This is a genomic window from Vineibacter terrae (genome assembly GCF_008039615.1).
In the GTDB taxonomy this organism is placed as follows: Bacteria; Pseudomonadota; Alphaproteobacteria; order Reyranellales; family Reyranellaceae; genus Vineibacter; species Vineibacter terrae.
Window position 1 is genome coordinate 51,404 of the sequence record NZ_VDUZ01000041.1, and the last position, 20,845, is coordinate 72,248.

At 68.5% G+C, this 20,845-nt stretch carries 23 protein-coding genes and 1 pseudogene; 11 read left to right on the forward strand and 13 right to left on the reverse strand.

What is annotated here, in order from left to right:
• Positions 1–148 precede the first annotated feature (148 nt).
• Both FHP25_RS29350 and FHP25_RS29355 read left to right on the forward strand, forming a co-directional pair.
• Positions 149–1,957: a PHA/PHB synthase family protein gene (locus FHP25_RS29350; protein WP_147850544.1), complete on the forward strand. Its 1,809-nt coding sequence runs from the start codon at positions 149–151 to the stop codon at positions 1,955–1,957.
• A 25-nt stretch (positions 1,958–1,982) separates the two neighbouring features.
• A complete protein-coding gene (locus tag FHP25_RS29355) occupies positions 1,983–3,101 on the forward strand; it encodes an acyltransferase family protein (protein WP_178133875.1) in 1,119 nt (372 codons plus the stop codon).
• A gap of 17 nt (positions 3,102–3,118) precedes the next feature.
• Here the strand turns inward: FHP25_RS29355 and FHP25_RS29360 are convergent, their stop codons facing one another.
• Together FHP25_RS29360 and FHP25_RS29365 are read right to left on the reverse strand one after the other, a co-directional pair.
• Positions 3,119–3,430, reverse strand: coding sequence for an antibiotic biosynthesis monooxygenase family protein (locus FHP25_RS29360; RefSeq protein WP_147850546.1), 312 nt, complete (start codon positions 3,428–3,430; stop codon positions 3,119–3,121).
• A pseudogene (locus FHP25_RS29365) lies at positions 3,427–4,118 on the reverse strand (acyl-CoA dehydrogenase family protein). The gene FHP25_RS29360 and the pseudogene FHP25_RS29365 overlap by 4 nt, the downstream one beginning before the upstream one ends.
• A gap of 167 nt (positions 4,119–4,285) precedes the next feature.
• Here FHP25_RS29365 and FHP25_RS29370 point away from each other — a divergent pair.
• Positions 4,286–5,146, forward strand: a complete 861-nt coding sequence (locus tag FHP25_RS29370) for a helix-turn-helix domain-containing protein (RefSeq protein ID WP_147850547.1) — start codon at positions 4,286–4,288, stop codon at positions 5,144–5,146.
• Positions 5,147–5,183: 37 nt separating this feature from the next.
• A complete protein-coding gene (locus FHP25_RS29375) occupies positions 5,184–5,900 on the forward strand; it encodes an alanyl-tRNA editing protein (protein WP_147850548.1) in 717 nt (238 codons plus the stop codon).
• A 22-nt stretch (positions 5,901–5,922) separates the two neighbouring features.
• Here FHP25_RS29375 and FHP25_RS42730 read toward each other — a convergent pair whose 3' ends face one another.
• From FHP25_RS42730 to FHP25_RS29400, 5 genes are all read right to left on the reverse strand, one after another.
• Entirely contained in the window at positions 5,923–6,414 is a 492-nt protein-coding gene (locus FHP25_RS42730) for a type II toxin-antitoxin system VapC family toxin (protein WP_408068556.1), read from the reverse strand.
• Positions 6,369–6,614 carry a hypothetical protein gene (locus tag FHP25_RS29385; RefSeq protein ID WP_218578695.1) on the reverse strand — a complete coding sequence of 82 codons (246 nt, stop codon included), beginning with the start codon at positions 6,612–6,614 and terminating at the stop codon, positions 6,369–6,371. The genes FHP25_RS42730 and FHP25_RS29385 overlap by 46 nt, the downstream gene beginning before the upstream one ends.
• A 162-nt stretch (positions 6,615–6,776) precedes the next feature.
• Positions 6,777–7,355 carry a gamma carbonic anhydrase family protein gene (locus tag FHP25_RS29390; protein WP_147850551.1) on the reverse strand — a complete coding sequence of 193 codons (579 nt, stop codon included), beginning with the start codon at positions 7,353–7,355 and terminating at the stop codon, positions 6,777–6,779.
• A gap of 161 nt (positions 7,356–7,516) precedes the next feature.
• A complete protein-coding gene (locus FHP25_RS29395) occupies positions 7,517–8,638 on the reverse strand; it encodes a DUF5938 domain-containing protein (RefSeq protein WP_147850552.1) in 1,122 nt (373 codons plus the stop codon).
• Positions 8,639–8,675: 37 nt separating this feature from the next.
• Positions 8,676–9,479, reverse strand: coding sequence for an SDR family NAD(P)-dependent oxidoreductase (locus FHP25_RS29400; protein WP_147850553.1), 804 nt, complete (start codon positions 9,477–9,479; stop codon positions 8,676–8,678).
• Between the two features lie 264 nt (positions 9,480–9,743).
• On the opposite strand from FHP25_RS29400, the gene FHP25_RS29405 reads away from it, so the two are divergent.
• Entirely contained in the window at positions 9,744–10,382 is a 639-nt protein-coding gene (locus FHP25_RS29405) for a TetR/AcrR family transcriptional regulator (RefSeq protein WP_147850554.1), read from the forward strand.
• Positions 10,383–10,415: 33 nt separating this feature from the next.
• Here the strand turns inward: FHP25_RS29405 and mmsB are convergent, their stop codons facing one another.
• The 4 genes from mmsB to FHP25_RS29425 all read right to left on the reverse strand — a co-directional run bounded on the left by mmsB (position 10,416) and on the right by FHP25_RS29425 (position 14,450).
• On the reverse strand, positions 10,416–11,297 hold the full coding sequence (gene mmsB, locus FHP25_RS29410) for a 3-hydroxyisobutyrate dehydrogenase (RefSeq protein ID WP_147850555.1): 882 nt from the start codon (positions 11,295–11,297) through the stop codon (positions 10,416–10,418).
• Positions 11,298–11,517: 220 nt separating this feature from the next.
• Entirely contained in the window at positions 11,518–12,588 is a 1,071-nt protein-coding gene (locus tag FHP25_RS29415) for an enoyl-CoA hydratase/isomerase family protein (RefSeq protein WP_147850556.1), read from the reverse strand.
• A 161-nt stretch (positions 12,589–12,749) separates the two neighbouring features.
• On the reverse strand, positions 12,750–13,889 hold the full coding sequence (locus FHP25_RS29420) for an isobutyryl-CoA dehydrogenase (RefSeq protein ID WP_147850557.1): 1,140 nt from the start codon (positions 13,887–13,889) through the stop codon (positions 12,750–12,752).
• 93 nt (positions 13,890–13,982) lie between these two features.
• Positions 13,983–14,450, reverse strand: coding sequence for a hypothetical protein (locus tag FHP25_RS29425; protein ID WP_147850558.1), 468 nt, complete (start codon positions 14,448–14,450; stop codon positions 13,983–13,985).
• Between the two features lie 91 nt (positions 14,451–14,541).
• Between FHP25_RS29425 and hemB the strand changes: the two genes are divergently transcribed.
• Positions 14,542–15,552: a porphobilinogen synthase gene (gene hemB, locus FHP25_RS29430; protein ID WP_147850559.1), complete on the forward strand. Its 1,011-nt coding sequence runs from the start codon at positions 14,542–14,544 to the stop codon at positions 15,550–15,552.
• Positions 15,553–15,579: 27 nt separating this feature from the next.
• Positions 15,580–16,077 carry an NUDIX domain-containing protein gene (locus FHP25_RS29435; protein WP_147850560.1) on the forward strand — a complete coding sequence of 166 codons (498 nt, stop codon included), beginning with the start codon at positions 15,580–15,582 and terminating at the stop codon, positions 16,075–16,077.
• Between the two features lie 195 nt (positions 16,078–16,272).
• Here FHP25_RS29435 and FHP25_RS29440 read toward each other — a convergent pair whose 3' ends face one another.
• Together FHP25_RS29440 and FHP25_RS29445 are read right to left on the reverse strand one after the other, a co-directional pair.
• Positions 16,273–16,605 carry a hypothetical protein gene (locus tag FHP25_RS29440; RefSeq protein ID WP_218578696.1) on the reverse strand — a complete coding sequence of 111 codons (333 nt, stop codon included), beginning with the start codon at positions 16,603–16,605 and terminating at the stop codon, positions 16,273–16,275.
• The gene (locus FHP25_RS29445; protein WP_147850561.1) at positions 16,602–17,591 is read right to left on the reverse strand and encodes a YheT family hydrolase; all 990 of its coding nucleotides are present in this window, start codon (positions 17,589–17,591) and stop codon (positions 16,602–16,604) included. The genes FHP25_RS29440 and FHP25_RS29445 overlap by 4 nt, the downstream gene beginning before the upstream one ends.
• Positions 17,592–18,036: 445 nt before the next feature.
• Between FHP25_RS29445 and FHP25_RS40985 the strand changes: the two genes are divergently transcribed.
• The 4 genes from FHP25_RS40985 to FHP25_RS29465 all read left to right on the forward strand — a co-directional run bounded on the left by FHP25_RS40985 (position 18,037) and on the right by FHP25_RS29465 (position 20,629).
• Positions 18,037–18,921 (forward strand): DMT family transporter, encoded by an 885-nt coding sequence (locus tag FHP25_RS40985; RefSeq protein WP_178133876.1) that lies wholly within the window; start codon positions 18,037–18,039, stop codon positions 18,919–18,921.
• Positions 18,914–19,807: a DMT family transporter gene (locus tag FHP25_RS29455; RefSeq protein WP_147850563.1), complete on the forward strand. Its 894-nt coding sequence runs from the start codon at positions 18,914–18,916 to the stop codon at positions 19,805–19,807. Before FHP25_RS40985 ends, FHP25_RS29455 begins: the two co-directional genes overlap by 8 nt.
• 136 nt (positions 19,808–19,943) lie before the next feature.
• Entirely contained in the window at positions 19,944–20,198 is a 255-nt protein-coding gene (locus tag FHP25_RS29460; protein ID WP_147850564.1) for a FitA-like ribbon-helix-helix domain-containing protein, read from the forward strand.
• Positions 20,195–20,629, forward strand: a complete 435-nt coding sequence (locus tag FHP25_RS29465) for a type II toxin-antitoxin system VapC family toxin (protein WP_147850565.1) — start codon at positions 20,195–20,197, stop codon at positions 20,627–20,629. The genes FHP25_RS29460 and FHP25_RS29465 overlap by 4 nt, the downstream gene beginning before the upstream one ends.
• Positions 20,630–20,845 lie beyond the last annotated feature (216 nt).

Consider the following 20,845-nt stretch of genomic DNA (forward strand, 5'->3'; position numbering starts at 1 on the left):
GACCACCCCTGCCATCCGTTTGACGCCTGCCGACAGGCTTCCTAATGTGCCTATACACGACCTTGAGAAGTCGTGCGTGATTATCGCCCTAATCGGCACAAAGGCAATGATTTGACAAGCGCATCTGCGTTCCCGGGAGGAAGACGACATGCCGGATACAACATCAGGTCCGACGCCCCGCCTGCCTGATCCGACGGCCCTGCAGGAGGCCTGGAAGGACATCGCCGAGCGCAGCCAGCGCCTGCTGCAGGATTTCGCCGAGAAGCAGGCCAAGGAGGGCCCCACCAGCGCCCCGGCCGACGTCCTGAACCTGACCGGCACCTTCCTCGATTTCACTGCCAAGCTGATGGCCGATCCGCAGAAGGTGGTGGCCGCCCAGATGGAGCTGATGCAGCAGTACATGCGTCTGTGGCAGGCGACGGCCGATCGCATGATGGGCAAGCCGTCCGAGCCGGTGATCGACTCACCCAGGGACAAGCGGTTCGCCGACCCGGCCTGGCGCGACGAGGCGATCTTCGACTACGTCAAGCAGTCCTACCTGCTGACCTCGCGCTGGCTGATGGGGCTTAGCAAGGAGGTCGACGGCCTGGGCGAGCACGAGCGCAAGAAGATCGATTTCCACATGCGGCAGTTCGTCGACGCCATGGCGCCGACGAATTTCGTGGCGACCAACCCGCAGGTGCTGCGCGCGACCGTGGAGAGCGGCGGCGAGAACCTGGTCAAGGGCCTGCGCAACGTGCTGGAGGACCTGGAGCGCGGCAAGGGCCGGCTGGCGATCCGCCAGACCGACATGAAGGCCTTCGAGGTCGGCCGCAACGTCGCGACGGCGCCGGGCAAGGTCGTGTTCCAGAACGCCATGATGCAGCTGCTGCAGTTCAGCCCGACGACCGACGAGGTCTACGAGCGGCCGCTGCTGATCGTGCCGCCGTGGATCAACAAGTTCTACATCCTGGACCTAAAGCCCGAGAACTCGTTCATCCGCTGGGCCACTGCCCAGGGCTACACGGTGTTCGTGATCTCCTGGGTGAATCCCGACGAGAAGCTCGCCGAAAAGACTTTCGAGGACTACATGATCGAGGGCCCGCTGGCGGCGCTCGATGCCATCGAGAAGACGACCGGCGTGCGCAAGGTGTCGGCCATCGGCTACTGCATCGGCGGCACGCTGATGGCGGCGACCCTGGCCTGGATGGCGGCCCGCAACGACGATCGCATCGCCGCCTGCACCTTCTTCACTGCCCAGGTGGATTTCACCGAGGCCGGCGAGCTGACGGTGTTCATCGACGAGGAGCAGATCAGCAACATCGAGGCGATGGCCAAGCAGCGCGGCTACATGGACGGCACCGAGATGGCGACCACGTTCAACCTGCTGCGCGCGAACGACCTGATCTGGTCGTTCGTGGTCAACAACTACCTGATGGGCAAGGACCCCTTCCCGTTCGACCTGCTGTACTGGAACTCCGACGCCACGCGCCTGCCGGCGGCGATGCACAGCTACTATCTGCGCAACATGTACCAGAAGAACCTGCTGGTGCAGCCCGGCGGCATCACGCTCTGCAACGTGCCGATCGACCTGCGCAAGGTGGCGGTGCCCTGCTACATCCAGGCCGGCAAGGAGGACCACATCGCGCCGCTGCGGTCGGTCTACAAGCTGACGCAGGTGTTCAGCGGGCCGGTGCGCTTCATGCTGGCGGGCTCCGGCCATATCGCCGGCGTGGTCAACCCGCCGGCGGCCAAGAAGTACCAGCATTGGCTCAACGACACGCCCAGGAACCCGCCCACCTTCGAGGCCTGGATGGCGGGTGCCACGGAGCACAAGGGCTCGTGGTGGAACGACTGGGACAAGTGGCTGGCGCCGCTGAGCGGCCCCAAGGTGCCGGCGCGCGATCCGGCCAAGGGCGGCCTGCCGGCGCTCGAGGACGCACCCGGCAGCTACGTCAAGGTGCGTATTGTCGACTGACGCCGGGATGCTATACCCGGCGCCCATGTCCGAAGGCATATCTGCAGGCTACCTCCGGTCGCTCGAGGCGATCCGCGGCATCGGCGCTTTGGCGATCGTGCTGTACCACCTCGACGACCGGCTTGGCCTGCCGTTCTATTTCGACAATTTCTACATCGGCGTCGATCTGTTCTTCGTCCTGTCCGGCTTCATCATCTTCCATGTCTATGGCGGGCGGATCGAAGACCGGGCTGGCTATGCCCGGTTCCTCTGGCTACGCGTCGCGCGCATCTACCCGCTGCATTTCGTGACGCTGGTGGCCTTCGTCGCCTTCCAGGCGCTGACGATCGAGATCGGCGGCAGCCTCGCCGCCTCGATCGAGCCGCTCTTCGCGCATAACGACATCTGGTCGTTCCTTGCCAACCTGGCGGTGATTCACGCGCTCAACCTGCTCGACGGTCCCTCCTTCAACGTCCCGAGCTGGAGCATCAGCACCGAGCTCTATACCTATGTGGTGTTCGGCGCGTTGTTCTGGGTCGGCCTGATACGGCCGGACAGGCCGTTCGCCGTCCCGATCCTGATCGCGATCGGCGGCTTCGCCCTGATGGCGGCGAGGACACCGAGCTTCAATGCCATGCATGACCTGGGCTTCATCCGCAACATGGTCGGGTTCGCCCTGGGCATTGCCGCACGCGGGCTGCACGGGCTGCTGCCGCGCCCAACGACGCGGACGCTGACCGTGCTGCAGATCGCGGCTATCGCCATGCTGCTGGTCGTGCTGGCCGTGCCGGGCCGCAGCGCGCCCTATCTCAACTACACCGTGCCCCTGGCCTGCGCCGTGCTGATCCTGGCCTGCAGCCACGATCGCGGCGGCTTCTGCCCGATCCTGTTGCTGGCGCCGCTGCAATGGCTGGGGCGCATCTCCTACGCGCTCTACCTCACCCACTACATGCTCGTGCTCATCGTGAGCGCCCTGTATGTCGCCGCTGTCCAGCACGGGGTGATCACCGGCAAAGCCTGGCAACCCTGGGTGCTGATACCGGTGATCATCGCGATCACGCTGCCGGTCGCGCACGCCACCCATGTCTGGGTCGAGCTGCCGGCCAGGACGTTCCTGCGGCAATGGGGGCGCCTGCTGCCGTCGGCCGCATCACCGCGGACATAGCGCGCCACGCGCGGCCGTCACGTCCCGGTGCGCGACACGACCTCGAAATGCCGTGCGACCTCCTCGAACGCGGCCAGCACGGCGCGCGCTTCGGGCTCGACGACCGCGGCCTCGATGTCGTCGCCGGCGAAGGCCCGGATCGAGTCGCGCGACTCCCAGAGGGTCACGGCCAGGAATTCGACCTGGCCGCCGGCATCACGCCGCAGCAGCCAGGCGCCGCGATGGCCGGCGAGAGCGGCGAGCGCCGGAGCGACATGCCGGGTGAAATGGTCCTCGTAGGCGTCGGCTGTCGCCGGTGCCGCCAGCCCGCGCCAAAGCCGCGCGATCATGACACCCCCTGGAAGCCGGTCTCGGCGGCGAGCTGCCGGCCGATGACGAGGCGCTGGATGTCGGACGTCCCCTCGTAGATCGAGCACACCCGCACGTCGCGATAGATGCGCTCGACCGGAAAGTCGTTGAGGTAGCCATAGCCGCCATGGATCTGGATGGCGCCGGAGCAGATCGTCTCGGCGGCTTCGGACGCGAACAGCTTGGCCATGGAGGCCCCCTTCAGGCATGGCTGCCCGGCATCGCGCAGCGCCGCGGCGCGCAGCACCATCAGCTCCGCTGCCTGCAGCGCCGTCGCCATGTCCGCGAGGCGGAACGACACCGCCTGGTGCTCGATGATCGGCTTGCCGAAGGTGCGCCGGTCCTTGGCGTAAGCCAGCGCCGCCGCGTACGCCGCCCGCGCCATGCCGACCGACTGGGCGGCGACGCCGATGCGACCGCCCGCGGGTTGTGGACCTGGAACGCGGTCGAGGCGGCGCCGTCGGCGGCCGCGATCTCCATCAGCGTCAGGCAGTAGGCCATGCAGTCGGCGCCGGCGCCGCCGAACGCCTCGGGGACCATCATGCCCAGCAGGCCCAGCTCGCCCATGCGCGCGAACGCCTCGCCGGGGAACCGCGCCTCGCGATCGCGCGCGGCGGCGCCGGGCGCCAGCTCGCGTTGCGCGAATTGCCGCGCCGTGGCGCGGATCATCCTGTGTCGCTCGTCCAGCACGGTGTTTCCTTCCCTGGAGCGATGCCGATGGTGCGGCACGCCGGCTGCCCGGTATTGGCGAAAATTGGCGCCCTTGATTGACACCACCGGGAGCGCCGCTCATATCGGGAGCGGGCGGCCGGGCGCCGCCCGAGGAACGAACGCCGATGGCCCGCGTCGATCGCAGGAACATGACGCGCTACTGGTGGGACCGGCACACGCAGGGGCTGAGCCTGCTGCGCGCCGATTTCACCACGCACGAATACCCGCCGCACACGCACGAGGCGTTCGTGATCGCCATCACCGAGACCGGCGGCTCGGTCATCAAGAGCCGTGGCCAGGTCGAGGAAGCGCATCCCGCGACGTTGTTCGTCTTCAACCCGGCCGAGCCGCATGCCGGCTGGATGGGCTGGAGCCATCGCTGGCGCTATCGTTCGCTCTACCTGACGCAGTCGGCCATCGACACCGTGGCGCGCGGCCTGGGCATCGACGCGGTGCCCTACTTCACCCGCAACATGTTCGGCGACGCCGACCTGATCGACGCCTTCCTGGCGCTGCACCGCGCGCTGGAGGACGGGCGTGACGCCCTGCATGAGCAGGAGCTGCTGATCGGCACGTTCGGCCGCCTGTACCAGCGCCATGGCAGCGGCGGCGGCCGCATCGCGGCCGCGCCGCGCGACGAGGGCGCGCTGCGCCGCGCCATCGACATGATGCAGGCGCGCCACGCCGAGGCCCTGCACCTGGAGGCGCTGGCCCAGGGCGTCGACCTGACGGAGTTCCAGCTCATCGGCCTGTTCAAGCGCACGGTCGGCCTGACGCCGCATGCCTACCTGACGCAGATCCGGCTCAACGCCGCCTGCCGCCACCTGCGGCAGGGCGTGCCGCCGGCCGACGCGGCGACATCCTGCGGCTTCTACGACCAGAGCGCGCTCAACAAGCACTTCAAGCGCTGCTACGGCATCACGCCCCTGCAGTTCGCCCGCGCCGCCCGCAATTTTCGCCAATACCCGCCCGGCGCCGCCGCGTAAGCCTCGACGTCCCCGGACTGCGAGGATCCACGACGCGATGGCCGCCCACCTGTACTGTCACGATCATCCGGAAACGCTGACGCTGCAGACCGAGGCGCTCGACGCGCGGCCGGGGCGCGTGCTGCTGGCGCAGTCGCCGTTCTACACCGGCGGCGGCGGCCAGCCGGCCGACCGCGGCGTGCTGCGCTGGAATGGCGGCGAGGCCGCCGTCACCGGCTTCGACCCGGTCGACGGCCAGCTCTGGCATGTGCTGGACGGCACCGCCGAGGTCGCCGGCCCCGTCGAGGCGGCGGTGGACCCGGCGTTCCGGCGCATGATGCGCCAGCTCCACACCGACACCCACATCCTCAACGCCCTGGTCTACCAGGCCTTCGACGGCGCCCTGGTGACCGGCGTGCAGATGTACGACGACGGCACCGCGCGCATGGATTTCGACCTCCCCGGCGCCGACAACGACCGCATCCGCGCGCTCGAGGCGCCGATCAACGCGGTGATCGCGCAGAACCTCGCGCTCAGCTTCAGCTATGTGCCGCTCGAGGAGGCCCAGGCGCAGCACGGCCTGATCCGCAGCCGCTCCGTGGCGCCGCCGCCCACGACCGACGGCAAGATCCGCATCGTCGAGATCACGGGACTCGACCGCCAGGCCTGCGGCGGCACCCACCTCGCGGCCACCGGCGACTCGCCGCCGATCCGCATCCTCAAGATCGACAACAAGGGCCGCCACAACCGCCGTGTGCGGATCGGGCTGGCGTAGCCGCTCGTTGGCGGCCCGCCTCTCATGTCGGTGTCTGACCGCCGACGAGCGGGTTCACAACGTTGAAGCCAGCAAATCGGCCGAAATCTCGATCTGCCGACCAGAGTTCGCGTACACTATGCTGCCGACATAATGCCGCAACCCGGGCATCGTGGACCTGGGGTCCAACGACCTGCCCCCCGGCAACAAGCGCTCGCAGGGTTGGCCAATGTGTCACCGTCTCGGCCAGGAGCGCCAAGGTCGGCGATTCCAGCCAGGCATCAACCTGGTCAAGGGCTCGGGCCAAGGGTGTCGGTGGCGCATAGATACGTGGATGCGTCACGATGGCCAGGAACTCGTGGAGGCATGGCCAAGGAATGGCCCAGGTCGCGGGCCCCTCGGCTAGTTCCGCGATCCGCCGGGATGCAGTTTCGTGAAATGGCGAATCCACCCGGTGTGCGTAGACAAGAATGTTCGTGTCGACCGCGATCACGCGCCGCGGCCCTCGTAGGCACGATCGCGCAACCGGCCCCACGATGCCTGATCGAGATCGTCTTGCAGCCCCCTGCCCTTGAAGCTGGCCTGGCGCAGCTTGAAAGGCGCGACAGGCTTGGTCTCGGTCACGACGTGGCGCAGCCCGCGCTCCACCAGCATCCGCAACGTGACGCCTTCACGAGCTGCAAACTTGCGAGCCTCGCGTAGCAGCGAATCGGAAATTTCGATCGTCGTCTTCATGTGACCCATCCATACAGGTCCACTGATATGGGTAGCCATATCCTAATCGGCAACCTGGAACAAGCTGGAGGCGAACACGCAAACCAGGGCGATCAAGGCACATGCTGTTGAGCCTCAGCATGTTCGATCTGAGCAGAGCGCCTGCGCAACGGCGCAGAACGCTCACCCCTTCTTCGCAAGATCCTCGACCTTGGGGGTGGGGCCGGAGCCGTCGATGACGTTGGGGCGGCCGGTATAGGCCTTGGCCAGCTCCATGTAGTGCAGCGCCGACCACTTGAAGACGTGCAGGTCCTTCTCGCCGATGTCGCGCATCTTCTGCGCCGGGTTGCCGGCCCACAGCTCGCCCGCCTTCACGACCTTGCCCGGCGGCACCAGCGCGCCGGCCGCCACCATGGCGCCGGTCTCGACCACGGCGCCGTCGAGCACCGTGGAGTGCATGCCGATGAAGGCGTCGTCCTGCACCGTGCAGGCATGCAGCAGCGCCAGGTGGCCGACGGTGACGTTGCGGCCCACGACCGTGCCCTGCCGGCCGGCGCTGACATGGATCACGGCGCCGTCCTGGATGTTGGAGTTGTCGCCGATCACGATGCCGGGCCCGTCGCCGCGCAGCACGGCGTTGAACCAGATGCCGCACATGGCGCCGATCTCGACCTCGCCGATCAAGGTGGCGTTGGCGGCGATGAAGGCCGAGGGATCGACCCTGGGCACGAAGTTGTTGAACGGGACAATGAGTCCGGACATGGGCAGCATTCCTGGGTGGCGGCTTGCGATGGGACGGGTTTACGCGGCGCTCCGCATGCCGTCGAGTCGCCCGGCGGCCGCCGTGACGCCCGTTCCGCCCACAGAAACACCCCGGCGCGCACGGGTGCGCGCCGGAGCGATGGCGGCAAGCGGCGCCCGGATCAGCTATGGACCGTGACGACGGGGTTCAGCACCAGCCCGAAGCTGCGCAGCACGCCCAGCAGCTCGCGGTGCCCGAAGGCCTGGCATCCCGACGCGAAGCCTGCCCTGCGCGGCGCCTGCTGCAGCAGTGAATAGGCGGCATAGGCCTGCAGCAGGCCGGTCTGCTTGTAGTTGCAGTTGCCGTGGATCACGCAATGGGCGCGGCCCAGCGGGCCGGACGCGTGCACCGAATCGAGCGACGTGTTGATCCGCGGGTTCTCGCGCGGCGGCATGCCCGCCTGCACCGACGCCGCGATCTCGGCCAGCGCCGCCTCCTGCTGCTCGGGCGGCAGCGGCTTGATCTTCTCCTCCACCATCTTCTGCGTCGCCACGACGTTCAGCATCACCTCGCGCGCGAAGACGCCACCGACCACGCGGCAGTTGGCGACACGCGGATCGTCCTTGAACCAGATCGGATGGCTGGTGCCGCCCCATGGCAGCGCCAGGGCCGTCGCATGCTGGCCCGGCACGTTGACCTCGACGGTCTCGCTCTGGTTCCACTCCACCAGCTTGTTCTGCTGCAGGTGGTACCATTTGGCCTTGAGGATGGTGAAGATGGTCTGGGTCGAGGCGTAGGTCGGGAAGCCTTTCCACAGCACCAGGATGTCGAGCGTGTCCAGGCCCGGGGTCTCCAGGCAGATGTTCGCGGCGATCTCGCCGGTCGTGTACATCTGGGCGATGCCCGGCGACAGCAGCAGCCCCTTGGCGGCGAAGGCCTTGTCCCACCGCGCCTGCGCGGCCAGCACCCAGTCCTGCTCGCCGGTCGTGTCGGTGTAGTGGCAGCCGGCGGCGAGGCAGGCCTCGACCACCTCGGGGCCGTGCTTGATGAACGGCCCCACCATGCTGCTGACGACCCGCGCGCCGCTGAACAGCCGGGCCAGGGCATCGACATTGTGCTCGACGCCGACGACCTCGTAATCGGCCGTCTCGATGCCGGGGATCTTCTCGACCACCGCCTGCACCCGCGCCTTGTCGCGCCCGGCGGCGATGAAGGGGACATTCAGCTCGCGCAGATACTCGCAGACCAGGCGGCCGGTGTAGCCGGACGCGCCGTAGACGACGACAGGCCTCTTGTCGCTCATGTTTCCCACCCTTGGCTCGTGTCTTGGTGCGGTTGCCTCACATGCCCATGCCGCCGTCGACCGGCAGCCCGGCGCCGGTGATGAAGCGGGCCGCGTGCGAGCACAGGAACACGGCGGCATCCGCGACATCGCCGACCTCGCCCAGCCGGCCCAGCGGCGTCCGGCCGACCACGTCGCCGACGGCGGCATCGGTGGTGGGCCACAGCCCGACGGCCACCACGTCGCCCGCCAGCTTCATGCCCATGTCGGTGGGGATCAGCCCGGGGTAGATGCAGTTGACGCGCACGCCGTAGCCCAGCTTCCCGGCCTCCATCGCGCCGACCCGGGTCAGGCGGTCGACCGCCGACTTGGTGGCCGAATAGCCGGCGATCGACGGGAACGCGATCGTGGCCGCGACCGACGAGATGTTGACGACCGCGCCGCCCTTGCCGGCCGCGCCGCCGGGCCGCATGGCGCGGAAGGCGTGCTTCATGCCCAGGCCGACGCCCACGATGTTGACGTCGAGCATGCGGCGCAGCGCCTCGGCATCGATGTCGACCACCAGCGACGTGATCTCGATGCCGGCGTTGTTCACCAGGATGTCGAAGCCGCCGAGCGTCTCGACCGTGGCCGCGACCGCCGCCTGCCAGCTGGCATCGTCGCGCACATCGAGCGGCACGAAGCCGGCCTTGGCGCCGGTGCCGGCGATGGCGCCGGCGGTCTGCTCGCCGAGGTCGGCGAGGATGTCGCCGATCATCACGGCGGCGCCGGCCTTGGCCAGCGCCTGGGCGATGCTGGCGCCGATGCCGCGCGCACCGCCGGTGACCAGGGCCTTGCGCCCGGTCAGGTCGAAACTGCCCATATGGGAATCCTCCAGCATTGTTTTGAACCGAGCCTTGGCGGCGCGAGGGCCGCTACGCGGCAAGGCGCTTCGCCGGCCGCAGACAGTTCTGATGCAAATTTCCATGACAAGTGTCAAGATTTTATTTTGACAAGTGTATAAATACCCATTCAAATAAAGTTAAATGAGGGGCGCAATAAGGCCGGCACCGGATCAATCATCGCTTGATCGCGGTGGCGTCCGTCCGTATGCCCACGAGACAGGCCCTTTCACGACGGGATCGAGATGGCGTCCGCAGCAATCGAGCAACTGGAGCGGAGCCAGCGTCGGCGCCTCGACAAGTTCAACGAGCGGCGGACCGAGCTGGCCCAGGCGGCGCTGCAGACGCTGTCGGAGCTGGGCTACGCCCGCACCAGCCTGCGCGAGATCGCCCAGAACTCCGCCTTCTCGCACGGCGTGCTGCACTACTATTTCGCCGACAAGGTCGACCTGATCATGTGCTGCGTGCGCCACTACAAGGCGCAATGCGTCACCCGCTACGACCACATCATCGCCAGCGCTTCCAGCTACGACGAGATGACGGACGGCTTCGTGGCGGCCATGGCCCAGACCCTGACCGACGAGGCGACGCTGCACCGCCTCTGGTACGACCTGCGGGCGCAATCCTTGTTCGAGCCGGCATTCCGCGCCGACGTGGCGGAGATCGACAAGAGCCTTCAGGACATGATCTGGCGCATCATCGCCCGGCTGGCCGAGCTGGCGGGAGCGCCCCAGACGCTACCGCCCCCCCTGCTCTACGCGATGTTCGACGGCCTCTTTCAGCAGGCGCTGCTGAAGCATTTGTCCGGCGATGCCGGCGCCGCCGCCGAGCTGCAGGCCGGCATCCGCCTGCTCCTGTCCCGCATCTTCCCCGCGGCGGCGTAGAGTACGCCGCCGGCACTGCCCGGGCGGCCTATCTCACTTGCCGTCCAGCATGCGGATGATGCCGGAGAAGTCCTGCGCGCCGCGGCCTGAATTGACGAACAGGCTGAAGAGCTGCGCCGCTTCCGCGCCCAGGGGCGTGGTGGCGTTGGCGGCACGGGCGGCCTCCTGCGCCAGCAGGAGGTCCTTCAGCATCATCGCGGCAGTGAAGCCGGCCTGATAGTCGCGGTTGGCGGGCGAGGTCGGCACCGGGCCCGGCACCGGGCAGTAGGTCGTGAGCGACCAGCACTGGCCGGACGAGGTCGAGGCCACGTCGAACAGCTTCTGCGCATCGAGCCCCAGCCGCTTGGCCAGCATGAAGGCTTCCGACACGGCGAGCATCGACACGCCCAGGATCATGTTGTTGCAGATCTTCGCCGCCTGGCCGTTGCCGCTGCCGCCGGCATGGACGATGTTCTTGCCCATCTTCTCGAGGAACGGCCTGGCGCGCGCGAACGCCGCATCGGCGCCGCCGACCATGAAGGTGAGCGTGCCGGCCGCGGCGCCGCCGGTGCCGCCCGACACCGGCGCGTCCACCATCTCCATGCCGGCCTTGGCCGCCGCGGCCGCGACGACACGCGCGCTCTCGACGTCGATGGTCGAGCAGTCGATGAGCAGCGTGCCCTTGGCGGCGGCGCCGATCACCGTGCCCTCGTAGACCTCGCGCACATGCTTGCCGGCCGGCAGCATCGTGACCACCACCTCGGCGCCCTTCACGGCATCGGCGATGCTGGCGGCCTTGCTGGCGCCGTTGGCCACCGCGGCCGCGACAGCCTGGTCCGACAAGTCGTAGGCTGCCACCTGGTGCTGCGCCTTCGCGAGGTTGGCCGCCATCGGCCCGCCCATGTTGCCCAGCCCGATGAATGCGATCCGCGCCATGATGTCTCCTCCACTGCGATGCGTCTATTTCGACCGGAACGGAGAAGCGGGCAAGAGGGTCTTCACCTCTCCCGCAAGCGGGAGAGGTCGACGGGCGCGAAGCGCCCGGCGGGCGAGGGCTTTCACACGCGATATCGCGTCCCTGGCCCCTCACCTTCCCATCGTGCTGCGCACGATGGGCCCCTTCCTCTCCCGCTTGCGGGAGAGGAGAATACGCCCCTCAATCGAACACGAGATCGTTGGCCACCGGCTCGAAATGCGCCTCGACCATCTGCGCCGTGACGCCCTCGATGGTCGGCGGATTCCACTTGGGGCTCTGGTCCTTGTCGATCAGGACCGCGCGCACGCCCTCGTAGAAATCCTCGCCCGGCCGCATGCAGGCCTGCGCCATGCGGTACTCGATCGTCATCGAGTCCTCGAACGAGTGGTTGGCGCAGCGGCGCAGCTGCTCGAGCGTGATCTTCATCGCCGTCGGCGACATCTTGGACAGCACGTCGATCTGCTTGTGCGCCCAGTCGCTGTTGTGCGCCCGCAGCTTGGTGATGACCTCCTGCAGCGTCGTGGCCGAGAAGCAGCGGTCGATATCGCCGATGATCGCCGGCAAGGTCGGCGTGCCGGGATCGGCCGCGAACGTCGCCACCACGGCATCGACCTTGCGCCGCGCGTTCTCGCCCGAGAGGTCGGCTGCGCCCAGCGCCGCCACGAGTTCGGCCAGCCTGGCGCTGGGCACATGGGCCTGCACGATGCCAGCCCACAGCGCATCGGCGACCTTGAGGCGGTGGCCCGTCAGCGCCAGGAAGGCGCCCAGCGCGCCGCGCAGCCGGCACAGGAAGTAGCCGCCGCCGACATCGGGGAACAGCCCGATCGCCGTCTCGGGCATCGCGAACAGGAACTTCTCGGTGGCGATCGAATGCGAGCCATGCACCGAGAGGCCGACCCCGCCGCCCATGTCGATGCCGTCGATCAGGCTGATCCAGGGCTTGCGGTAGCGGTAGATGCGGCGGTTGACGATGTACTCCTCACGGAAGAAGTCGCGGCGCAGCGTGCCGTCCGGCTCGTCGCGCATCTCGCGGTAGAGGCCGGCCACGTCGCCGCCGGCGCAGAACGCGCGCTCGCCGGCGCCGCGCAGCACCACGGCCTTGACCGCTGGGTCGTCCTCCCATGCCGGCAGCACCCGCTCCATCTCGCGAATCATGGGCAGGGTCAGCGCGTTGAGCGCCTTGGGCCGGTTGAGCGTGATCAGCCCGAGGCCGTGCTGGATGTCGAAAAGAATCTCAGGTTTGGTCGTCAACACGATGCTCCTTGTTTTTTCCTTCTCCCGCCGGCGGGAGAAGGTGGACGCCGCGCAGCGGCGGCCGGATGAGGGGCTAAGGACCTCGACTGCGGCCCCTCACCCTCCCATGGCGCTGCGCGCCATGGGCCCCTCCCTCTCCCGCTTTCGGGAGAGGGCAACTAACCCGTCAGCAATCGGCGCGAGATCACGATGCGCATGATCTCGTTGGTGCCTTCCAGGATCTGGTGCACGCGCAGATCGCGCAGGTAGCGCTCGATGGGAAAATCCTTGAGGTAGCCGTAGCCGCCATGCAGCTGCAGCGCCTCGTTGACGATGCGGAAGCCGGCATCGGTGGCGAAGCGCTTGGCCATGGCGCTGGCCTGGGTCGCGTCGGGCGACCTGGCATCGAGCAGCGCCGCCGCCTTGTGGATCAGCAGCCGCGCCGCCTCCAACTCGGTCGCCATGTCGGCGAGCTTGAACTGCGTGGTCTGGAAATCGGCCAGCGGCTTGCCGAACTGCTTGCGCTCGATGGCGTAGCGCGACGCCGCCTCCAGGCTGGCGCGGGCGCCGCCCAGCGAGCAGGCGCCGATGTTGATGCGGCCGCCGTCGAGCCCCATCATCGCGATCTTGAAGCCATGCCCCTCCGGCCCCAGCCGGTTGGCCACCGGCACGCGGCAGTTCTCGAAGATCACGGCGGCGGTCGGCTGGCTGTTCCAGCCCAGCTTGTCCTCCTGCTTGCCGAACGACAGGCCCGGCGTGCCGCGCTCGACGACCAGCGCCGAGATGCCGCCGGCGCCATCGCCGCCGGTGCGCACCATGACGACGTAGACATCGCTGCGCCCGCCGCCCGAGATGAAGGCCTTGGTGCCGTTCAGCACGTAGTGATCGCCGTCCAGCACCGCGCGCGTGCGCAGGGCCGCCGCATCCGAGCCGGCGCTGGGCTCCGTCAGGCAGTAGCTGGCGAAATGCTCCATCGTGCACAGCCGGGGCAGGAAACGCTGCCGCTGCGCATCGTCGCCAAAGGCGTCGATCATCCACGCCGCCATGTTGTGGATCGAGATGTAGGCGGCCGTGCTCGGGCAGGCTGCCGACAGCTCCTCCATGATCAGGGCCGCGTCCAGCCGTGAGAGCCCGCTGCCGCCGACATCGTCCTTGACGTAGATGCCGCCGAAGCCGAGCGCGGCCGCGGCGCGCAGCGTGTCCTCGGGGAACACCTTCTCGGCATCCCAGCGCGCGGCATGCGGCGCCATCTCGTCGCGCGCAAAGTTGCGCGCGGTCTCCTGGAAGGCGCGCTGATCGTCGGTGAGCGTGAAGTCCATGCGTGTCCCGGGTTGTCGCGGGCGGAGAATAAGGCGGTGATGCCGACTGTCAACGCACCGCCGCAGTACCGCCGCGCGAAATGGCCGATATGTTCAACGCCCCGATAAGTTCAACGCCGATGTGCAGGCCTCGGGCGCCAGCGGCGGCCGCTCGAGCCGCTGCAGGGCGAAGCGGGTGCAGCCCGGCCCGTCGACCTGGCCGCGCATGGCGCGTCCGTCGCGGTTCAGCATGCCGTGGAAATTGACCACGACATAGTTGGGCGGCTGCACCAGCCATCGGCTTTCGTCGCTTTCCAGGAAGAACGCGCCGGTGGCCGGATCGAGCCGGCCGGACATCTTGAAGCAGCCCGTGGGCACGCCGGGGTTCTGCGGCACGGCGTAGAAGTGGAACACCGCCTCGACCGAATCGCCGAAGAATTGCCGGACGGTCAGGTTGAGGCCGGTCAGGCCCTGGGCGCAATCATAGGTGCCGCGCCAGTAGCCGGTGAGCGGCGAGTCCTGGGCAGCGGCGCCGCCGGCCATCGTCGCGCCGAGCAGGCCGGCCAGCACCAGCCGTTTCATCCGTCGCCTCCACGCATGGCCCGTTGCGGCCCGGCCGGCGCCGGTCCATAACCCCGCCAACCGTCCCGGGACGGCCATCAGAGGATCCGTCATGTCGCCGCGTTTCACCACGCTTGGTGCTTATCCCACCACCCGCATGCGCCGCAACCGGCGCAGCGACTGGTCGCGCCGTCTCGTCGCCGAGACCAGGCTCAGCGTCGACGACCTGATCTGGCCAGTGTTCGTGCAGGACGGCAGCGGCAGCCGCACGCCGGTGGGCTCGATGCCGGGCGTCGACCGCCTGTCGGTCGATCTGTTCGTCGAGGCCGTGAAGCAGGCGCGCGACCTCGGCATCCCGGCCATCGCGATCTTCCCCGAGGTCGATGCCGCCAGGAAGACCAGCGACGCGCGCGAGGCCTACAACCCCGACAATCTGGTGTGCCGCGCCATCCGCGCCGCCAAGAAGGCGGTGCCCGGCATCGGCATCGTCTGCGACGTGGCGCTCGACCCGTTCAACGCCGACGGCCATGACGGCATCGTGCGCGACGGCGAGATCCTCAATGACGAATCGGTCGAGGTGATGGTCAGGCAGGCACTGGTGCAGAGCGAGGCCGGCTGCGACGTGCTCTCGCCCTCGGACATGATGGACGGCCGCATCGGCGCCTTCCGCAAGGCGCTGGACCGGGCCGGCCACCAGCACGTGCAGATCATGTCCTATGCCGCCAAGTACGCGTCGTCGTTCTACAATCCGTTCCGCGACGCCATCGGCAGCCTGGGCGCGCTCAAGGGCGACAAGAAGACGTACCAGATGGATCCGGCCAACTCCGACGAGGCGATGCGCGAGGTCGGCCATGATATCGCCGAGGGCGCCGACATGGTGATGGTCAAGCCCGGCCTGCCCTATCTCGACATCGTGCGCCGCGTGAAGGACGCCTTCGGCGTGCCGACCTACGCCTACCAGGTGAGCGGCGAGTACGCCATGCTGCGCGCCGCCGCCGATCATGGCTGGCTGGTGTGGGACAAGGTGCTGCTGGAGACGCTGGCCTGCTTCAAGCGCGCCGGCTGCGACGGCATCCTCACCTACGGCGCCGTCGATGCCGCCCGCCTGCTGCGCGGCAAGTGACGGCCGGGCAATGACGGAACGGCCGGCATGCGCATCGTCGCATCGGCGCGCGCCCTGCTGATCGACCCGCAGGACCGCGTGCTGCTGATGCGGCTGGCGGCCGGCCGCATCAGCCTGCCGCAATCCGGCGCCACGGCCCGCCCCACCTTCTGGGTGACGCCGGGCGGCTCGCTGGCCGACGGCGAAGCGTTCGAGGCGGCGCTGGTGCGCGAGATCCGCGAGGAGACCGGCCTGCTCCTGGAGACGCCGGGCCGCTGGGTATGGACGGGTGAGAAGGCGCTCAGCCGCGACGGCGAGCGCGTGCTGACGGTGGCCAGGGTCTACGCCCAGCGGGTCGCGGCCTTCGATCCGGCGCCGCTCGAGCTCACCGCCGAGGAGCGCGACAGCTTCCGCGGCTTTCGCTGGTGGTCGGCCGGCGCGATCGCGGCATCGCCGGAGCGCTTCGTGCCGCGCGATCTCGCGCGGCTGCTCCAGGACCTGCTTGCCGGCCGTTGGCCGAGCGAGCCGCTGGCGATCGAGGTGTAGGCGGTCATCCCGAGAGGGTGTGGCTTAATCCTTCCCCCGGAGGGGCAGGCGATTCGCATATGACGTCGCTGTCATCCCGAGCGCCCCCTTCGACAGGCTCAGGAGAGGGATCTCCTGCGGCAAGGCGTACCGTGCGCAATTCGCGGGAGATCCCTCGCTACGCTCGGGATGACGGCTATGACCGATCGCCCGCTCCTACGGCTTGCCCGGGAACGTCGTCACGTATTGGATCTTGATATCCGGAAAGGACGAGACGAGCTGGACCTTCAGGTCGGGGAGCGAGGTCACGATCTGCCACTTGCCGCAGGCATCGGGGAAAGACGTCACCTTCTGCACCTTGAGGTCGGGGAACGCATCGACCACCTCGGCCTTGAGGTCGCCGCCCGACGTCACCAGCTGCACCTTGCCCCACAGCTTCTTGCCCTTGAAGGTGCAGTTCTTGCCGATCTTGTCCTCGGCCGAGGCCGAGGCTGCGCCCACGCCCAGCACGAGGATGGCCAGCACGACGCGCACGAGATTCGCCTTCATGGCATGCTCCCCCCGATGAAGCGTTCGATGGCCTGATCATGCCACGGCGTCGGGCTGCCGGCTGCATGGAAGCCGACATGGCCGCCACCCGCCGCCAGCAGCGGCTCCAGGGCCTTGCTCGCCGCCCAGGCGAAGCGCCGGTAGATCGAGACCGGGATCCACGGGTCGTCGGCGGCGGCGATCAGAAGGGTCGGCGTGCGGATCACCGGCATGTAGCGCACGGCCTTGCTCTTGTCGTAGTAGTCCTCCGCCCCGGCGAACCCGTGCCGCGGGGCGATGAAGCGGTCATCGTATTCCCAGACGTTGCGCGCGCTTCGGACGGCGGCACGCTCGGCGGCCGTCAGGCGCGCCCCCGGTCCCAGCGCCTCGCGCTTCATCATGGCGATGATGTAGCGGTGATAGAACCAGTTGCGCGGCCGCAGCATGTGCTGGCATGTCGCCGACAGATCGATCGGCGCGCACACGGCGACGGCGGCACGCAGCGGCGCGGCCGCGCCCTCCTCGCCGAGGTATTTCAGCAGCACATTGCCGCCCAGCGAGAAGCCGACCGCCACCAGCCCGCGCGCCGTCAGGTCGGCCGGCAGCAGCCGCAGGGCGGCGCGCACGTCCTGGCTGCGCCCGGCATAGTAGATATCGCCGCACAGCGGCCGCGACGGGCCGGCGCCGCGCAGGTTCAGTCGCAGCACCGGGTGCCCCAGCGCCAGGAAATGCCGCGTCGTGTTGAGCATGTAGGTGCTGGTCTCGCAGCCGGTCAGGCCGTGGATCAGGACCAGCGCCGGCCCGCCCTGGTCGACCCGCGGCCGGTCGAGCATCGCCAGCAGCGTGTCGCCGCTGCCGTCATCCAGTGGCAGGCGCAGCCGCTCGCTGGCGGCGGCGCCCAGGTCCGACACACGCGGCAGGAAGCGGTTGGCGATGGTCTGCAGATCACCCGTCAGCCAGGGGAAGCGCGGTCGAAACGGCACCAGATCGGACGCAGCATGGCTCATCGCCGCCTGTTGTAGACGCGACGGCGCCGGATGCGAAGGCATCTTCGCTGCGCGTTCGAGGCAGGGTGAGCGCATATGGACACATCGCTGCCGTCTCCTCTCCCCGCGCCCGTTTGCGGGCGGGGCATTCGCATATGCCCCTACCGTCATCCCGAGCGTAGCGAGGGATCTCCCGCGAATGGCGCACCGTGCGCCTTGCCGCAGGAGATCCCTCGCTGGCGCTCGGGATGACAGCGAGGTCACGTGCGAATACCCTGCGGGGAAGGCAAGGCCGGTACGCGATCAGCGCAGGCTGCAGGCGACGGTCGCGGTGGCGGCCGGCGATTCATCTGCGCTAGATTGGGTGCCCGCCCCGGAGATGGTTGCGCCACAATCAATCCACGCCCGTGTCCCGCCCGCCGCAGCCCATGATCCGGTTCCCGATCCGCCAGACAACGACCGCCGCATGACCCGGCCGTCCTACATGCTGGGCGTGGCCCTGGTCGCCGGCGGCGCGCTGTGCTGGAGCTTCGGCGGGCTCGTCGTGCGCAGCCTCCAGGCCAACACCTGGGAGGTCGTGTTCTGGCGCTCGCTGTTCATGGCGATCGTGGTCGGCCTCTATCTCGCCGTGTGGCGGCGCCGGGCGACGATCTACGGCCTGCGCCATGCGCTGGGGCCGATGCTGCTCAGCGGCCTGTGCCTCTCGGGCTCGTTCATCGTCTTCATCCTGGCGCTGCGCGAGGCGACCGTGGCCAACGTGCTGGTCGTCACGGCGTCGGCGCCGCTGATGGCCGCCCTGCTGGCGCGCGTGGTGCTGCGCGAGCCGGTGCGCTGGAACACCTGGCTGGCGATGATGGCGGCGCTGGCCGGCGTCGGGCTGATGGTCAACGACTCGCTCTCGACCCATGGCATGGCAGGGTCGGTGCTGGCCGTGATCTGCGCCGCCTGCTTCGCCACCAACATGGTGGTGCTGCGCACGCGGCCGGACGTCGACATGATGCCGACCGTGGTGCTGGGCGGCCTGATCTCGGCCGCCATCACCCTGCCGCTGGCCTGGCCCTTCCCCGCGCCCCTGCACGAGGTGCCGTGGCTGGCCTTCCTGGGCATCGTCCAGCTCGGGCTCGGCCTGGTGCTGTTCACGCTCGGCATCCGCTACCTGCCGGCGGCGCAGGCCAGCCTCGTGGCCCTGCTCGAGACGGTGCTGGGCCCGCTCTGGGTCTGGCTCGCGCTCGGCGAAGCTCCCAGCGCCGTCGGCCTGCTGGGTGGCGCCGTCGTGCTCGGCGCCCTGGCTGCCAACACGCTGCTGGAGGGCCGAGCCGCGATCGCGCCGGCACACGCAAGACGTGCCTGAGCCGGCCAGCGCGGCCGGTTCCCGCCCGGCATCGGCGACCCTGATCGGCATGGCGTTGTGGGTCGCCGCCACGATCTGCGAGACGGCGATGGTCGGCTGCGTGCGGATCGTGTCGCAGGATCTGCACCCGCTGCAGGTCGTGTTCCTGCGCATGTTCTGCGGCCTCGTCGTGCTGGCGCCGTGGCTGCTGCGGCTGGGCGCTGCCGGCCTGCGGACCACGGTGTTCCGGCTGCACGCCCTGCGCTCCGGCCTGCAGGTCATGGCCATGACGATGTGGTTCGCCTCCGTGCCGCTGGTGATCCTGGCGGACATCGCGGCGCTCAGCTTCCTGGCGCCCCTCTTCGCCACCGCCGGGGCCATGCTGCTGCTGGGCGAGCGGGTTGGCTGGCGCCGCGGCCTGGCCTTGCTGATCGGCTTCAGCGGCGTGCTGGTGATCGTGCGCCCGGGCAGCAGCTTCAACATCGGCTGGGGCCTGCTGATCCTCGCCGCCGTGTTCTGGGCCAGCGCGCTGCTGGTGATCAAGCGCATGGCAAGCAGCGAGACCTCGCCCTGCATGACGGCGTGGGCGACGATCCTCATCACGCCGGTGCTGCTGATCCCGGCCGTCTTCGTATGGCGCGATCCGAGCTGGACGCAATGGGCGCTGATGCTGGCCGCCGGCCTGGCCGGCACGACGACACACCTGCTGATGGGCCAGTCCTTCCGCTACGCCGAGGCCTCGGCGGTGATGCCGATGGATTTCGCGCGCATGCTGTGGATCACCCTGCTCGGCTACATGCTGTTCGACGAAACCCCGACCTGGCATGTCTGGGTTGGCGGCGCGCTGATCTTCGCCGCCGCGACCTACGTCACCCTGCGCGAGGCGCGGCTGGCGCGGCGGCGCTGAGCCGAATGCCTTGCACCGCCGCTCAGCGCGGTCGGGGCCGCCCCGTCTGAACGATATCCAGTCTGAGCGGCATTGTCCTGACGATTGCATTTTTATATATTGATATCAATCGCAGCACTCTTGAGGTCTGCAAGCCATGGCATCCATTACGATCCGCAACGTGCCTGACGAGGTGCATCGTGCCTTGCGCGTGCGTGCCGCCATGCACGGCCGCAGCACCGAAGCTGAAATTCGCGACATATTGGAGAAGGCCGCGAAACCGGAAGGCCGGGTCAAGCTGGGCTCGCTCTTGGCGGCCATTGGTCGGGAAGCGAGGCTTACGGACGAGGATGCCGAGCGCTTCGAGCAGTTGCGCGACAAGACCCCGGCCAAGCCGATGAAGTTTGAATGATCCTCGTTGATACGAACGTCATTTCCGAGCCGTGGAAACCCGCGCCCGATGCACGGGTGCTGACGTGGATCGACGCGCAGGCGATCGAAACACTTTACCTGTCGGCGGTTACCGTAGCCGAGCTTCGGTTCGGTATCGCGACGCTGCCGATCGGCAAGCGGCGCGCGACGTTGCGTGAGCGCCTGGAGCGGGATGTATTGCCGCTGTTCGCAGGCCGCGTGCTGCCCTTCGACCTGGACGCATCGCAAGCCTACGCTGACTTGATGGCGCAAGCCCAGGTGGCCGGAAAGGCCATTGGCAAGGCCGATGGCTATATCGCAGCGACAGCTGCGATACGCGGCTTCACGGTTGCCACTCGCGACACTGGCCCGTTCCAGGCCGCAGGGCTGAACGTCGTCAACCCTTGGGTGAACCCAGCCCCAAACCCTTGAGCCTGTGAGGTCAGACCCGGCAACAAGGCTATGGGGTCAGGCAGGTCGCGCGGCCAGGACAGCCGCGCGATCGGGTGCCGACCGCCCGATAGCCATCACGCCCCCCTGCCCGGCCTGAGGTTCCAGCGCTGCACGACATAGCGAGGATGGTCCTCGGCCCACTGGGCGATCAGCGACTGGGCCTGCACGAAAGCCATGCCCGGGTGCGCGGACAGG

What these genes read in the sequence shown, in the direction of transcription:
- FHP25_RS29355 (WP_178133875.1), top strand. Translation starts at nt 1,983, where the DNA reads ATGTCCGAAGGCATATCTGCAGGCTACCTCCGGTCGCTCGAGGCGATC.
- FHP25_RS40985 (WP_178133876.1), top strand. Translation starts at nt 18,037, where the DNA reads ATGACCCGGCCGTCCTACATGCTGGGCGTGGCCCTGGTCGCCGGCGGC.
- FHP25_RS29440 (WP_218578696.1), bottom strand. Translation starts at nt 16,605, where the DNA reads ATGAAGGCGAATCTCGTGCGCGTCGTGCTGGCCATCCTCGTGCTGGGC.
- FHP25_RS29395 (WP_147850552.1), bottom strand. Translation starts at nt 8,638, where the DNA reads ATGAGCGACAAGAGGCCTGTCGTCGTCTACGGCGCGTCCGGCTACACC.
- FHP25_RS29360 (WP_147850546.1), bottom strand. Translation starts at nt 3,430, where the DNA reads ATGATCGCGCGGCTTTGGCGCGGGCTGGCGGCACCGGCGACAGCCGAC.
- FHP25_RS29400 (WP_147850553.1), bottom strand. Translation starts at nt 9,479, where the DNA reads ATGGGCAGTTTCGACCTGACCGGGCGCAAGGCCCTGGTCACCGGCGGT.
- FHP25_RS29405 (WP_147850554.1), top strand. Translation starts at nt 9,744, where the DNA reads ATGGCGTCCGCAGCAATCGAGCAACTGGAGCGGAGCCAGCGTCGGCGC.
- mmsB (WP_147850555.1), bottom strand. Translation starts at nt 11,297, where the DNA reads ATGGCGCGGATCGCATTCATCGGGCTGGGCAACATGGGCGGGCCGATG.
- FHP25_RS29385 (WP_218578695.1), bottom strand. Translation starts at nt 6,614, where the DNA reads ATGAAGACGACGATCGAAATTTCCGATTCGCTGCTACGCGAGGCTCGC.
- FHP25_RS29390 (WP_147850551.1), bottom strand. Translation starts at nt 7,355, where the DNA reads ATGTCCGGACTCATTGTCCCGTTCAACAACTTCGTGCCCAGGGTCGAT.
- FHP25_RS29370 (WP_147850547.1), top strand. Translation starts at nt 4,286, where the DNA reads ATGGCCCGCGTCGATCGCAGGAACATGACGCGCTACTGGTGGGACCGG.
- hemB (WP_147850559.1), top strand. Translation starts at nt 14,542, where the DNA reads ATGTCGCCGCGTTTCACCACGCTTGGTGCTTATCCCACCACCCGCATG.
- FHP25_RS29435 (WP_147850560.1), top strand. Translation starts at nt 15,580, where the DNA reads ATGCGCATCGTCGCATCGGCGCGCGCCCTGCTGATCGACCCGCAGGAC.
- FHP25_RS29425 (WP_147850558.1), bottom strand. Translation starts at nt 14,450, where the DNA reads ATGAAACGGCTGGTGCTGGCCGGCCTGCTCGGCGCGACGATGGCCGGC.
- FHP25_RS29375 (WP_147850548.1), top strand. Translation starts at nt 5,184, where the DNA reads ATGGCCGCCCACCTGTACTGTCACGATCATCCGGAAACGCTGACGCTG.
- FHP25_RS29445 (WP_147850561.1), bottom strand. Translation starts at nt 17,591, where the DNA reads ATGAGCCATGCTGCGTCCGATCTGGTGCCGTTTCGACCGCGCTTCCCC.
- FHP25_RS29420 (WP_147850557.1), bottom strand. Translation starts at nt 13,889, where the DNA reads ATGGACTTCACGCTCACCGACGATCAGCGCGCCTTCCAGGAGACCGCG.
- FHP25_RS29350 (WP_147850544.1), top strand. Translation starts at nt 149, where the DNA reads ATGCCGGATACAACATCAGGTCCGACGCCCCGCCTGCCTGATCCGACG.
- FHP25_RS29460 (WP_147850564.1), top strand. Translation starts at nt 19,944, where the DNA reads ATGGCATCCATTACGATCCGCAACGTGCCTGACGAGGTGCATCGTGCC.
- FHP25_RS29465 (WP_147850565.1), top strand. Translation starts at nt 20,195, where the DNA reads ATGATCCTCGTTGATACGAACGTCATTTCCGAGCCGTGGAAACCCGCG.